General features: G+C 45.6%; 8 protein-coding genes and 2 pseudogenes. 4 read left to right on the top strand and 6 right to left on the bottom strand.

Features of this window, described 5'->3' with window-relative positions; all coding sequences use genetic code 11:
- Positions 1-13 precede the first annotated feature (13 nt).
- The 5 genes from thrB to RWM02_RS03830 all read right to left on the bottom strand — a co-directional run bounded on the left by thrB (position 14) and on the right by RWM02_RS03830 (position 4,577).
- The gene (gene thrB / locus RWM02_RS03850; RefSeq protein ID WP_314069272.1) at positions 14-898 is read right to left on the bottom strand and encodes a homoserine kinase; all 885 of its coding nucleotides are present in this window, start codon (positions 896-898) and stop codon (positions 14-16) included.
- 8 nt (positions 899-906) lie between these two features.
- Entirely contained in the window at positions 907-1,233 is a 327-nt protein-coding gene (locus RWM02_RS03845) for a glycoprotease (protein ID WP_314069270.1), read from the bottom strand.
- Positions 1,234-1,358: 125 nt separating this feature from the next.
- A complete protein-coding gene (gene lpxC, locus RWM02_RS03840) occupies positions 1,359-2,243 on the bottom strand; it encodes a UDP-3-O-acyl-N-acetylglucosamine deacetylase (RefSeq protein ID WP_185897923.1) in 885 nt (294 codons plus the stop codon).
- A gap of 63 nt (positions 2,244-2,306) precedes the next feature.
- Positions 2,307-3,674, bottom strand: coding sequence for a peptidoglycan metallopeptidase Pgp6 (gene pgp6, locus RWM02_RS03835; protein WP_314069267.1), 1,368 nt, complete (start codon positions 3,672-3,674; stop codon positions 2,307-2,309).
- Positions 3,675-3,746: 72 nt separating this feature from the next.
- Complete coding sequence (locus RWM02_RS03830) at positions 3,747-4,577, bottom strand: prephenate dehydrogenase (RefSeq protein ID WP_314069265.1); 831 nt, start codon at positions 4,575-4,577, stop codon at positions 3,747-3,749.
- Positions 4,578-4,657: 80 nt separating this feature from the next.
- Here RWM02_RS03830 and bamA point away from each other — a divergent pair, with 80 nt between their 5' ends.
- Positions 4,658-6,922, top strand: coding sequence for an outer membrane protein assembly factor BamA (bamA, locus tag RWM02_RS03825; RefSeq protein ID WP_314069263.1), 2,265 nt, complete (start codon positions 4,658-4,660; stop codon positions 6,920-6,922).
- 138 nt (positions 6,923-7,060) lie between these two features.
- On the opposite strand, the gene RWM02_RS03820 is transcribed toward bamA, so the two are convergent.
- Positions 7,061-7,429, bottom strand: coding sequence for a DUF488 domain-containing protein (locus RWM02_RS03820; RefSeq protein ID WP_122863300.1), 369 nt, complete (start codon positions 7,427-7,429; stop codon positions 7,061-7,063).
- A gap of 154 nt (positions 7,430-7,583) precedes the next feature.
- On the opposite strand from RWM02_RS03820, the pseudogene RWM02_RS10600 reads away from it, so the two are divergent.
- From RWM02_RS10600 to RWM02_RS03810, 3 genes and pseudogenes are all read left to right on the top strand, one after another.
- Positions 7,584-8,321 (top strand): annotated as a pseudogene (locus RWM02_RS10600) (cache domain-containing protein); the annotation flags it as partial.
- An 834-nt stretch (positions 8,322-9,155) separates the two neighbouring features.
- Positions 9,156-9,557 (top strand): annotated as a pseudogene (locus RWM02_RS10595) (methyl-accepting chemotaxis protein); the annotation flags it as partial.
- Positions 9,558-9,714: 157 nt separating this feature from the next.
- Positions 9,715-14,112, top strand: coding sequence for a retention module-containing protein (locus tag RWM02_RS03810; protein ID WP_314069260.1), 4,398 nt, complete (start codon positions 9,715-9,717; stop codon positions 14,110-14,112).
- The last annotated feature ends 175 nt before the right edge of the window (positions 14,113-14,287 follow it).

Genomic DNA, 14,287 nt, shown 5'->3' with positions numbered 1-14,287 from the left:
TTTTAGCTTTTTTTTAGCTTTGTAGGATTTTTATCCCGTCGTTGTCAAAATTAAAAATTTCAACTCGAAAGCTCTTAAATTTATCTTGCAGTTTTTGTTTTAAATTTGCGGCATCGCCGGCATAAATGATATTTAAAAAGCTCGATCCGCTGCCTGAAAGCGTGCTTAAAAGCGCGCCGTTTTCGTAGGCTATCTTGCGCACTTCAAAGAGCTCGGGTAGGCTTTGCATGCGGATTTGCTCGTGCATGACGTCTTTTGCCGCCGTCCTTAAAAGCTCGTAATTTTCGCTAAAAAAGCAAGCCGTGAGAAATGCGGCGTGAGAGAGGTTGCTAACGCACTCGCTCATCGTAAAATTTTTGGGTAGTTTGGCGCGAGATTCGTTCGTGCTCATCGGCTTATCCGGGATCACGACGACGGCTTTGATATCGGCGCTTAAAGGTTTTTTTAGGGATTTTACCTTGCCGTTTTCGATGACGGAGCTAACAAAACCGCCAAGCGTCGCCGGAGCGATATTGTCGGGGTGGTTTTCGTAAACTAGCGCCTGGTTTAAAATCGCGCTTTTATCCGCCTTAAATCCAGCCGCCGCATAAGCTGCCGCGATGGCTGAAGTGATGACCGCAGAGGAGCTACCAAGTCCGCGCGAAAACGGGATTTGATTGGTAAAAATCATGCGAAAAGTATCTTTTTTACCCGTTAGTTTGACGTAAATTTCATTGAAAATAGATAAAAAAATGTTGTTTTTTTTAAGAAGCGCGTTGTCTTTGCCTTCGCCCAAAATGCTCACGGAGGCGAAGTTTGCCCTCGTTATCTCGACTGTGTTGTGTAGCTCTAGGGCAAGTCCTAAGGCGTCAAAACCGGGGCCAATGTTTGCGCTCGTGGCGGGAACTAAAATTTGCAAAAAATCTCCTAAACGGCTTGTATAACGTAATTTGGTAGAGTATCTAAATTTAGATTTAAAACGGCTAAATTTTGCGGCAGGCCAAACTCGCCCGCTTGCGCTTTTTGTAGCTTGATGCCATCGGGCGTATCCACGAAACTTAAATTTTTATTCGCCCGTATCGGTGCGCCGCCGTTTAGTTCAAAACCGCTAACCGCGTAAAATTCGCACTCTTTTACGATGCTAATCGTCTTTAGAACGACGTAGGCGACTTTCACGCCCATAAAGCTTCCCGGGCCGTTTGCGTAGATGATTTTTCGTAGATTAAATTTACCGCCGTTTAAAATATCGTCCATTATTTTTACGAGAGAGACGTCGGATTTTTCTTCGCTAGAAATTTGCTCTATAAGCTCGCCGTTTTCGTCATAAATGCCGACGATTAGCGGCGAGCTAAGAGCGATAACTAAAATCTGGATATTTTTTATGCAAATACCTTTTGGTACTCGCGAGCGAAATCTCCTTTTAGCGTGACAATTTCGTAGTTTTTATCGTCGCTTAGGATAGCCAGCGTTAGCTCGTGGTTTAGCTCGTGGCTGCCCGCAAAGCTTGTATAGTCAGCCATCAAAGGCGCGCCCATCAGGCTTAGGTCGCCGATCGCGTCTAAAATTTTATGACGAACAAATTCGTTTTCAAAGCGCAGGCCTTCAGGATTTAAAATTTTATTGTCGTCGATAACTACGGCGTTGTCTAAGCTGCCGCCGAGGGCTAAATTTTGCGCTCTTAGCATCTGCACGTCTTTTAAAAATCCAAACGTCCTAGCTCGCGCAATCTCCTCTATGTAGGCTTGTTTGCTAAACTCGAACACGTAATTTTGCTCACCGATTATCGGATGGGCAAATTTGATCGTAAAGTCGAATTTTGGGTTATTCGACGGCGTTACTCTAGCAAATTTCCCGTTTTTGTTTACTTCTACCGGGCGTTTGATTACGATTACTTTTTTGTCCGCGTCAAGCTCCGCCGTGCCGGCTTCATCGAGCATCATGCAGTAGCTTATCGCCGAGCCGTCCATAACGGGAACTTCGTTGGCGTCTAGGACGATACGAACGTTGTCGATGCCGTAGCCGTTTATCGCGCTTAGCAGATGCTCGATCGTCGAGACGTAGCCCTCTTTGCCGCCGATTACGGTAGCCATTTGGGTGTTTATCACGTTTTTCGGCTCTGCCTTAAAACTCACTCCGAGGTCTTTTCTGTAAAATATTATTCCCGAATTTGCCCCGAGCGGTTCAAGCGTGATTTTTATCGGCTCACCTTTGTGAAGCCCGATACCTACGCCCTCTACGGTTGATTTTATGGTTGTTTGTTTCAAATTTTCGCCCTTATTTTTCTTATTCTTGCCATTATACAACAAATTTACAACAAAACGGTAAATTTATTCTACCATTTTTTTGGCCGCGTTCAAAACGCCGGTTACGTTATCCTTCATCCAGCCGTTATCCATCCACTCTTCGGGGCGCACTTCTATGCCTTGCACCAGCATGCCAAAGTGCAAGTGATCGCCCATCGCTAGGCCAGTAACACCGGTGTTTGCGATGACGTCGCCGGCCTTAACGGAGTCGCCGGCCTTGACGTTTAGCGAGCTGCAGTGCCCGTAGAGCGAAAATAGGCCAAATCCGTGATTTATCAGGACGTTGCGCCCGTAGATGCCGTTTTCTGCGGCAAATTCGACCTTACCGTCGTTGCTAGCGACGATGTCGGCTCTTTGCGTCGAGGCTAGGTCTATACCCATGTGCCAGCTTTCGCTCACGTCTTTATCTTCAAAGGTATAGTATCTGTGGTCGCCGAAGCTAGCCACCGCTTTGCCGTTTTTTAGCGGGTAAAATTTATTTACGCTAAAATTTTCCGCCGCGTCTATCTCGACTTTTGCGGCGATTTGCGAGATTATTTTCTCATTTGCCTCGCGTAGATTTTCATTTACGAATTTCATTTTTTCCAGATTGCTCATCGCGTCGTAATTTTTGGCGTATTGCTGCGCCAGCTCGGGGATTTTTTCGTTTAAAAATCTACTTTGGCCATCCAATTTTATCTTTGAGATGCGGTACTTTTTATCTTGGTAGAAAAATCTTATCTTGCTTTTGGTTATATTTCCCGCCGCGTCAAGCGCTACGACATCGGCGCTAAAGGAGCCTTGCTGCGCCGGCCAAGCTACTAGCGAGGCGTAGTAGCCGTCTTTTACGAATTTGCTCGGGATAAATTTTTTACCGTAATTGGTCTCGATATAGACCTCTTTTAGCATCTCGTCGGTAGCCTTAAACACGATCGTCGCGCTACCGCCTTTTGTTATGGCGTATGAGTGGTTTAGGATGTTTACGTCGGGTTTTTTGTTATCGACGGTGATTTTGACCTCTTTTTTTTGCGTATTGCCGAGGAAAAATCCCCATTTGCTAGTATCCGTGGCCTCGATCACGATGTTGTAGATATCTTTTTGCGCGCCGAATCCAGTTTTCGGAAAGGTTAAATTTAAATCGACGATCTCAGACGGCGCTTCAAATTTTTGAGTTAGCAAATTTACGCTGCCTTTTTCGTCTACGAGCGAAATTTTAACCGATTTTACGCCGCTTTCGTCGGTTATTTTGATCGGCAGAGGCGAGGTTAGGTTCCAGTAAATTTGATCTGAGATAGCTATGCTCGGCGCTTCGCGCTCAAATGTTTTTGAAGTAAATAAAAAAGCTATCGCCGCAACTAAAAGCAAAATAATAACGCCGAAAAATATCAAATTCGGATTGCCGCGTCTTCTCATAAAATCTCCTAAATCTTAAAGACGCCGATTGTACTAAAAAGCGATAAATTTAAGGTAAATTTGCGCCCGAATTTATAAAATTTCGCGTATTTTTCTAGCTTCGCTCATCCATTCTCGCAGCTCGTCCCACTTCTCGTTTTTGATTAAATTTTCGCATTCGTCAAGTTCTTTTTTGAAAAGGTCTATCGAATTTATCAAATTTTGCTTGTTTTGTTTAAATATATCCGTCCACATCACTGGCGAGCTTTTGGCGATCCTGATCATGCCGTTAAATCCCGTTCCGCTTAGCGCGATGATATTTTTTTTGTTTTCCTTTTTTAGCACGCTGCTAGCTAGCGAAAAGCTGATGGCGTGGGGCAGGTGGGAGATGACGCTGGCGTGATGGTCGTGCTCCGCCGCGCTCATGAAGATAATCTTCATACCTAGGTGCGAAAAGAGCTCGACCGAGCGCTTGACGTGCATCTCGCCGCTTTCTTTAAAGTCGCAGATAGCTACGACCGCGTCTTTAAAAAGTCCAGAAAACGCGGCGGTCGGACCGGAGTACTCGGTGCCCGCCATCGGGTGAGCTGGGATGAAATTTTGTCTGATGCTCTCGGGTACGGCTTCGATGATTTTTTGCTTGGTGCTTCCAAGATCTACGATAGTCGTGTTTTCGCCGATGCCTTCAAATTCTTTGACGATTTTGATGATTCCTTCGACTGGGATGGCTAGAAATATCATGTCGCATTTTTGCTTCATCTGCTCAAGCGTCAAAATTTCATGTACGAGACCGAGCTCAATCGCCTGTTTTTCGTGCTCTTTACTTAGATCCATGCCGCTAACGCAGCTGATTAGTTTTTCGTTTTTTAGGCTAAGACCTAGCGAGCCGCCGATGAGTCCTAGGCCTACGATACCGATTTTCATAAATTCGCCTTTTAAATTTATATTGTTTAAAAATAAAATGTGCTATTATACAGCCTTATCATCACTTTTAGGTTAAATCAATGAAAAAAAGCGTTTTTCTACTACTTTTGGGCGCTGTTTTGGCAAATGCCCAGCAGATAACTTCCATAAATTTTAAAGGCCTCATCCATCTATCCCCCGAAACCGCAAAGGAGATAATGGGGCTAAAAGTCGGCGACGAGCTAAGCGGCGATAGTACGGATAGGGCGATCGCAAAGCTGTTTAGGCAGGGCTACTTCGACGATATCTATATCGAAAACGAGGGCGGCGACGTGACCGTAACGGTAAAAGAAAAGCCTAGCATCGCTCGTATCGATATCAAAGGCGTAGTAACTAACGACAAAACCGCTATCGACGGGCTAATCAACATCAAACAAGGCAATATGTACGACGAGCTAGCCATCGAGCGCGCAAAAGAGCGCATAAGGCAGTATTACGAGTCAAAAGGCTACTTTGACACGATCGTAGACGTAACAAAAGAGCCGGTAGCCGGCAATGAAAGTAGCCTTTTTGTCACGATGAACATAAACCGCGGCGAAAATATCATAATAGAAAACGTAAATTTAGTCGGCGCAAAGCTTTTTGATTACGGTGATATCGAGCCTGTGGTAGCGAACAAAGAGCGCGAATTTATGGGCTGGATGTGGGGCAGAAACGACGGCAAGGTTAAGCTTTTCGAGCTACCAAACGATCCTGCGAGAATCCAAGACAAATACTACCAAAAAGGCTACCTAGACGCAACGGTTTCAAACCCGTATCTAAACGCCTATATGGATAACTATACCGCAGACCTCACCTACTATGTGACCGAGGGCGAGCAGTATAGAGTATCTAGCGTAGATATCGAAGCGCCTGAGTTTTTAGAGCTTGACAAAGAGAAAATTTTAAAAGACTTTAGGCTAGAGGCTGGCGACGTGATGAATTCCGCTCGCCTAAGACAAGACATGAAAAAGCTCGACGATATGGTAGCGGATAAGGGATATGCATTTGTAAGGATAAACCCAAAAACCGAGAAAAACGTCGAGGATAAAACCGTAAGTATCGTCTACGAGGTCGTGCCGGACGAAAAAGTATATATAAGAAACGTGCAAATTTCAGGTAACGATAGAACCGTAGATAGAGTCGTCAGGCGTGAGCTATACCTCACGGAGGGAAATTTATACAGTAGAACCGACTTGCAAGATAGCAAGGACGCGCTAAAGCGAACGAGCTACTTTGACGAGGTCGAGATCGAAGAACAGCGCGTCGGAGAAAATCAAGTCGATCTACTCGTAAAAGTAAAAGAGGCCTCCACCGGCTCGATCAGCGGCGGTATCGGCTACGGCAGCTCGGACGGCTTACTACTTAATGCGAGTTTATCGGATACGAACGTGTTCGGTAGCGGCATGAAAGGCGTCATAAGCGTCGATAGAAGCGACAACGAGCTCTCCGGTCAGATAGGTCTAACTAACCCGCGCCTTTTCGACTCCGAGTACAGCCTAGGCGGCACGCTATACGCTAACGACTACGACTGGAACAACTACGACGAGAAATCATACGGTCTAAATTTAGTACTAGGTAGAAAGCTAACTAGAAATTTAAGCGCGTCTTTAGGCTATGTTATCGAGCAAAGCCGTATCAGCGGACTTAGCGACGTGCTAAAAAGCGTCGGCTATAAAGACGGCAAAAGCATCAAAAGCTCGCTTATCCCGTCTATCACGTATAACAGCACGGATGATTATTATCTACCTCGTACCGGTATCATCGCAAGCACTAGCCTAGAGTTTGCGGGCGTGGGCGGTGACGAGAAATTTTTAAAGAGCAGAACGAATTTCAACTGGTATCAAGGCATCAGAGAGTGGGTGGACTACGACCTTATTTTCAGATTTAAATCAAGCTTCGGTAAAATTTGGGATCGCGGATACATACCGATCAACGAAAAGCTATACCTGGGCGGCATCAGAAATTTACGCGGATTTGAGAGCAGGACGGTTTCGCCAAAGGTTAAAGCCCTAAACGGTCAGTGGTATGAGACGGGCGGCACTATCTCGTTTAACAGCTCGGCCGAGCTTAGCTTCCCGATCATAGAGCGCGTAAAAATGCGCGGCGTGATGTTTGTTGACTACGGCGTCATAGAGGGCAAGCACGTACAAAGAAGGGCCGGATACGAGTATATCGACGGACGTATCAGCAGATATAGCGCCGGCGTAGGTATCGAGTGGGTGACGCCGATGGGGCCGCTTCAGCTTATCTTTGCTAAACCGCTTAACAAGCAGGATAGCGACGATACTAGCACGTTTGAATTTACTATCGGACAACGCTTCTAATTATATTAATGCGGCGTTTTGATCTGCAAGACGCCGCTCCATCTTTTTTAAATTTATCGCCGTAAAATTGCCGATTTTGACTTAAATTTGAAAGTCGCGTTGCCAAAGTAAAATTTAAAATCCCGCAAAAAGTAAAACTTAATCCTTCGCCCCCAGAGCTTCCAAAATCACCGTAACGTGACTTAAATTTATATCCTTCGTCGCCGTTAGTAGCGCAATTTTGCCGTGAGTTTTCTCTAGCGATCTTAGCTTTTTTAGTCCCGTCGCCGCTTCCTCGTTTGCAAGTTCGCTTTTAAATTTGAGCCTAAATTCGCTAAATCTCCCATCTCTATCTTCGTGAAACCACGCTCTAAGCTCGTTTGAAGGCGTGACCGATTTTAACCACAAAAACGAGCTAAATATCTCCCTTTTTATGCCGCGAGGATATAGTCTATCGACGAATACGCCGTAAAAATCGCTGCTTTCGTTATCTTTGATAAAATCGTAAATTCTAAAAGCCTTAAACATAAAATACCTTTTTGCAAATTTGACCTAAATTTTACTCCAAAAAACAAATTTATCGGTAGCGCAAGAGATAAAATTTAAAGATTAAGCACCGTTTTACTATTGTAAGCCTATAATTAGCGTTTATTTTAAATTTAAATTTGTAAAGGAAGCGTTTATGTTTAGGTCAATTACGAACAAGATAGCCGTGATGCTCATCGTCTCGCTGATCGTCTCATTTGCCGCTATTTCCGCCGTTAGCTACTATACGGCGCAAAACAAAGTCGTCCAGCTCGTCAGCCAAAATCAGGCTCAAATTTTACAAGACGTCGATGCTGTTACGGAATCGTTTTTTAAAGACTATATCGACACAGTAAAAAAACTAGGCGTAAAAATCCAAAAAGCGCAATATAGCGAAGAGGAGCTACTAAAAACACTAGTTCTAGAAAAAGATCAGTCAAATTCTATCGTGGATTATATTTACTACGGCAGAGAGAGCGACGGTCACTACTTCCAGTCAGATAATACAAAATCTACTCCCGAAGCCGACAAATACGATCCTCGCGGTCGCGACTGGTATATGCAGGCAAAATCCGCAAATGCTACTATCTATACCGAGCCTTACGTAGATGTGATAAATAAAATTTTAGTTATGACCTTTGCCGTGCCGGTAAACGAGGGCGGTAAATTTGCGGGCGTAGCGGCGATAGATCTAAAAATCGACGCTCTAAGTAAAAAGATCCTCGATATGGGCAAGACCGAATACGGTTACGTTTACGTGATGAATAAAGACGGTCTAATACTAATGCATAGCGATCCCTCAAATGTAGGAAAAACCGTCCCTGCGAGTAAATATTTAGCGGAAGAATACGCTGCAAAAAGGTTTGACGAAAACGGCCTGATCCCATACGTCAACTACAAAGGCGAAAGCGTAACGGCAAAGCTCATACCTATCAATGAACAAGGCTGGCTAGCGGTCGCAGCCATCGGCGCTGATACTTTTTCTAGCAACACTTTGCCGCTTTTAAAAGCTCAGCTCATGCTAGCTGCGGTATTTATCGGCGCGCTTTCGCTATTTGTTTACGTACTGCTTAAAAAATCGCTAAGCCCGATAAAAACTATCCAAGAAAAGCTTGACGATACGTTTAAATTTGTTACTTATGAAGCATCTAAAGCCCCTGAAAAGCTAGTCGTAAGTACGAAGGATGAATTTGGCGTTATGAGCCGAGCTATTAATGAAAATATCGATAAGGTCATAGGCGGCATCAAAAAAGACAGCTCCCTAATCGAGGAGATGAACGGCATCGCAAACCTCATGATAAAGGGCCATATGGGCGCGACTATCAAAGCAGATCCAAACAACCCTGCACTAGTCGAGCTAAAAGAGCTGTTAAACCGATTCTTTGCTTCTATCTCGTCAAATTTAAAAGATATCGCGCGCGTGCTAAGTTCCTACAATAAAAACGACTATACAGCTAAAGTCGAGGTGCAGGAGGAGCTAGAAAGCGACCTAAAAGATATGATCGTAGGGATAGAGAGTGCCGGCGCCGCCGTGAGTCATATGTTAAAAGAAAATCTAAAAGAGGCGCAGATGCTAGAAGAGCGAGCTAAAATTTTGGCCGATTCTATGCGAAATTTGACGGAGGGCGCAAGCAAACAAGCCCACTCTATCCAAGAAAGCGCCGCCGCGGTCGAGCAGATGAGTAGTTCTATGAACGCCATCAGTCAAAAAGCACAGGACGTGACGCGCCAAAGCGAAGAGATCAAAAACATCATCGTAATCATCCGCGACATCGCCGATCAGACGAATTTGCTAGCTCTAAACGCAGCTATCGAGGCGGCACGCGCAGGCGAGCATGGACGAGGCTTTGCCGTCGTGGCCGATGAGGTTAGAAAGCTGGCTGAACGCACTCAAAAATCGCTCGGCGAAATCGAAGCCAACGCAAACGTACTAGCCCAAAGCATCAACGATATGAGCGAAAATATAAAAGAGCAAACCGGCGCGATAAATATGATAAACGAGTCGGTATCCGCGATAGATAACATCACGCACGAAAATATCTCTATCGTAAATACGACAAATGACATAACGCGCCAGATCGACGATATGGCTAAAAATATTGTCGCGGAAGTGAGAAAGAAGAAATTTTAAAATTTAGGCTAAATTTGAGGGGCGCAGAGTTAAATTTGCGCCTCTAAATTTGGCTACAACGCCTCTAAAATTTAACTCATTGTACTTTGGTACAATATACAAAAATCCCAAATAACTATATAATCCGCACAAATTTAAAACACAAAAAGGAATTTTTATGCCAACTCAAGCAGGAATAGTAAAAAGTATAGAGGGCAAAGTCGTAGCTATCGGTAGCAACGGCGTAAAAAGAGAGCTAAACGTAGGAGATCTAGTTTATCTCGGCGAGAGCGTCGTCGGGCAGGACGCGGCGTCTAAGATCGTAATATCGGCAAACAACGGCAAAGATATCGTAATGCTAGGTAAAGATACGCTGGTGCTCGATCAAAGTGTAGCGCTAAACGAGGGCTTTGGAAACGAGGCGATGATGGCTAATGTTGAGGCGTTACAACAAGCATTGCTTAACGGAACCGAACTGCAAGATCTAGAAGCGACCGCAGCAGGCGGCGGTGCTGGCGCTGCCGACGGAGACGGCGTTAGTCTAAGCCAAGTCTCTTTTACTCAGGGCGGTCATATATCAAACGTGAGCGCTACTTACGGCGATTTAGGCGGAGCTAGCCAAAGCTCGCAAAGCAGTAACGCTTATCAGGGCTCAGCTGCAAGGGGCGCTTCCGAGAGCGCTAGTTCTCAGCAGTCGCAACCGGAACCTCAGCTAAATCCGAAAAAGATCGAAATCCCATCATCGGCGTATGATGCGGAGATCAGCCAAACAGGCGCTAAAGCAGCTGTTAGAACTACAAATTTAGATAAATCAAATGAGTACTTCGAGGCCTTAGACAGTGCCGTAAGCGGTCAAGTAGCGGCTCCGTATGCAGATTTTAATACGGCTAATACGAGCTCTTTATTTAGTTCGGCGATCCCGGGCGGATATACCGTGACTAAAGAGAACAAAACCGTAAATTCGCAGACATTTGAAAAGGCTTATCTAAACTACAACACCGAGGAATTTGACATTCAAGACGGTTGGTATATAAGCAAGGATAAGAGCGTAATCATAGGCTCTGATCAAGCTAAAAAGTTAGTGGTAGCAAGCGAAACGACCGATACTTCGGGGTACGATCCCGCAACTACTACTATCGTGAAAGTTAACAACGCGGTAAAACCTAAAATTTTCGGTTCCGATAAGGCCGACGATATCACCGTAGACGGCGCTAAAGTCGATATGGTTTCGACCGGAACCGGAGACGATACGATTACCGTTAAAAACGGAGCCGAAATTTTAAATAACGTAAACAGCGGCAGCGGCGATGATAAGATCAATATAGAAGGCGAGCATACGACGATACAAGGCAGCGTTTTTGCGGGCGGCGGTGACGATACGATAAACGTTAGCGATAAAGCCGTAATCAAAAAAGCTATCTTTGACGGCGACGGCGATGATACAATCAAGGTAAAAAGCGGCGCTACCGTAGGAGATAGGGACTCTAGCACAGCCAAGGATCAGTATGACGCCGGCGTACAACTAGGCACCGGAAATAACAAGGTAGTAGTCGATGGAACAGACACTAGCGTAAGTAGAATAACAGGCTATAAGTTTGGAGAAGCTAACGGCGGAGGAACGCTTGAGACTAAAAACGACGTAACCGTTCAAAATAAAGCTACCGTTGCTTTTGATATAGATATAGACAGTAGGGATGATCAAAAAGTCACCGTAGACGACGCTACCGTAAAAGGGACTATCTTTACAAATTCTGGCGACGATAAGGTATTTGTCAAAAACGGCTCTAAGGTAGGCGGGATATTGACCGAGGGCGGCGGCGACGAGATAGAAATAACCGACTCCGAAATAGGCGGAGCGGATAGCTTTTACGGCGTATACGTCAATAGAGTAACCGGACAATCGTCTGATCTTTCGCATAATCACCAAGGCGTACACGCGGATAGCTATCTAGGCGGGGCTCAAAACGACTACAACAAGCACGGCAACGATAAGATCACTATCAAAAATTCAACCGTAAACGGTCAAATTTGGGGCGGCAGAGGCGATGACGAGATCAATATAATAAACAGCGAAGTAAAGAAAAACGTATTCGGCGACGCAGATCATAGGCAAAACGTTACTGACGGTAGCGTGGACGGTAAGGATACTATAAATATCACAAATAGCACTATCGGCGGAGTTATTTACGGCGAGGGCGGGAAAGACGATATAACCGTAAATAAATCTACCATAGAAGGCAAAAGCGCCACAAATAGCCAAGGAAACCTGTTCAGAGTAGCTATAGTAGGCGCAGAGGGCGATGATAAGATCTTGGTGCAAAACGAATCTAACGTAAAAGGAAATATTTCCGGAGATCAAGGCGGCAATGCTATCACCGTAGAGAGCGGCTCTAAAGTAGCCGGCTGGGTTTACGGAGCCAATGCGGGGATGTACAGCGAAACCGGAAATAACACCATAACCGTTACCGGAGAAAATACCGAAGTATCTCGCGTCGGCGACGTAAGCTCGGGCGACTCTACGATAACGATCAGCGATAAAGCCAAAGTAAAATCCGTACAAGGCGATAAAGGCGTAGATACTATTACCGTAGATAACGCCACCGTGGCAGAAAAAATCGAAGGCGGACACGGCGATGATAAAATTTACGTTAAAAACGGCGCTAGAGTAGAAGGCTACGTTACTGGGGATCTGGATAATGATACTATCGAGGTTTCTGGAGAAAATACTTACGTAAAAGAAGTAAAAGGCGATAAAGGCAACGATACTATAACCGTCGAAAATAAAGCCAAGGTCGCTACTATAGAAGGTAACGACGGCACGGATATTATAAACGTTAAAAATAACGCTACCGTAGGTAACGTGTTTGGCAACGACGGCATAGATACCATAAACGTCGAAAACGCTACGGTAAGAGGAAACATCCGCGGCGGCGCAGGCGACGACGTGATAACTGCCAAAGGAAATTCTTCGATAAACAATATATTAGGGGAAGCCGGAAAAGATACCATAACCCTAGAAAGCGGCGCCAAAGTCGTAGGACAGATAAGAGGCGACACTAAAACTATGAATGATATATACGAAAAGCAGGTAAATCCGGCTTTGGATATAGTAGACAGCGGCGCCGATGCCGATACTATAACTTTAAGCGGTGCGGGAACCAGTGCAAAACATATATTCGGCGGAGACGGCGCTGATATCATCACTGTAAAAAATGGCGCAAACGTAGAAGGAGAGGTGAGGGGTGATTCGGGAGACGACAAAATAACCGTAACCGGCGATCAAACCTACGTTAGCTCGATAAACGGTAGAGGCGGCGATGATACTATTTTAGTTAGCGACAAGGCTAAGGTCGACGGCATAGTCGGAAGATGGGGTAAAGATAATATAACCGTAACCGGAGCCGGCACGGTCGTAACCGGTAGCGTAGACGGCAATGAAGACAATGATACTATCAAGATTTCAGACGGTGCGGTCGTAAATGAGTACGTAAGAGGCGGAGACGGTGCAGACAAAATCGATGTAACAAGCGGATCAAAAGTTAAAAAAACCGTAGACGGCGGCGCAGGTGAAGACGAGATAACCGTAACCGGCGCCGGAACGGTAGTAGGCGAAGCGCTAACCACTCCGCAGCTTAGAGTAAACGGAAGCATCACGGGCGGCGAAGGCAATGATAAGATAGTGTTAAGCGACGGAGCGCATGCGGTAAATGCAGGCATAGCCGGCTGGGGCGGCGACGATAAGATAACCGTAACTGGAAGCGGCACGAGAGCGCACTCCGTCAGCGGTCACGCCGGCGATGATACTATACGCGTAGACAACAAAGCCTATATCGAGCACGCAGTTAGCGCAAACACCGGAAACGGCACCGTAACGGTCTCGGGTGAGGGCACTAGCGTGGGCGGAATACAAAGCAACGGCAATGCGCCTATCACCGTCGAAGACGGCGCCGAGGTAAGGGGTGCTCTATATGCCTATGGACTCAGCGGCGAGCAGACTATCGTCGTTCAAAGCGGAGCGAAGGTAAACGTCATAAATACGGCTGTCGACTTTAGAGACGATAATAATCCCGGCGGAAATACCGAGTATACCTTCATCTTAAAAGACGCAGGCACCTTATTAAACGCCGTAAGAACGGGCAATCACGACGATACGCTCATCGTTCAAGACGGCGCGACCGTAGGGAGCGTCGGTTTGGGTACCGGCAACGACACTAAGATGACCACGACCAACAACAGCGGCAACATAGTCGTAAACAGCCTAGACGGAGACGGCAATATCGATCTATCAAAGATCGCAAAAGTAGCGGAAAATATAAACTCGGTCGACGTAAGCGCCGTAAATAACGCCGTGCTAAACGTCGATCCAAAAGACGTGCTAGACCTTGGTGCATCAGGCAATACACTAGAGATCAAGGGCGGCAGCGACGATACCGTAAAATCAAAATCGAGCGGTCAATGGAGTGCGGACGGATCTGACGCTACGCATAAATCGTTTACAGGTAGCGCAAACGACAATAACGGCGCACCTCAAACCGTGACGATCAAGGTAGAAAACGACGTCGCTACTGATCTGTAAATTTGACCGCTAAGCTCGGTAATTTAAAAATTGCCGAGCTTGAGCGATCTATAAATTTAGTCCCGTAAATTTGGCCTTAAAAGCTAAATTTACTGGAGGCTATCAAATTTGCGGGCTAAATTTGACGCCCGCTTCAAATCTCAAAATATCTCCAAATTTTGCATTCAAATTTTAC

Origin of the sequence: Campylobacter showae, from assembly GCF_963515975.1 — a bacterium.
GTDB classification, from domain to species: domain Bacteria; phylum Campylobacterota; class Campylobacteria; order Campylobacterales; family Campylobacteraceae; genus Campylobacter_A; species Campylobacter_A showae_F.
This window is presented reverse-complemented; position numbering and strand designations above follow the sequence as displayed.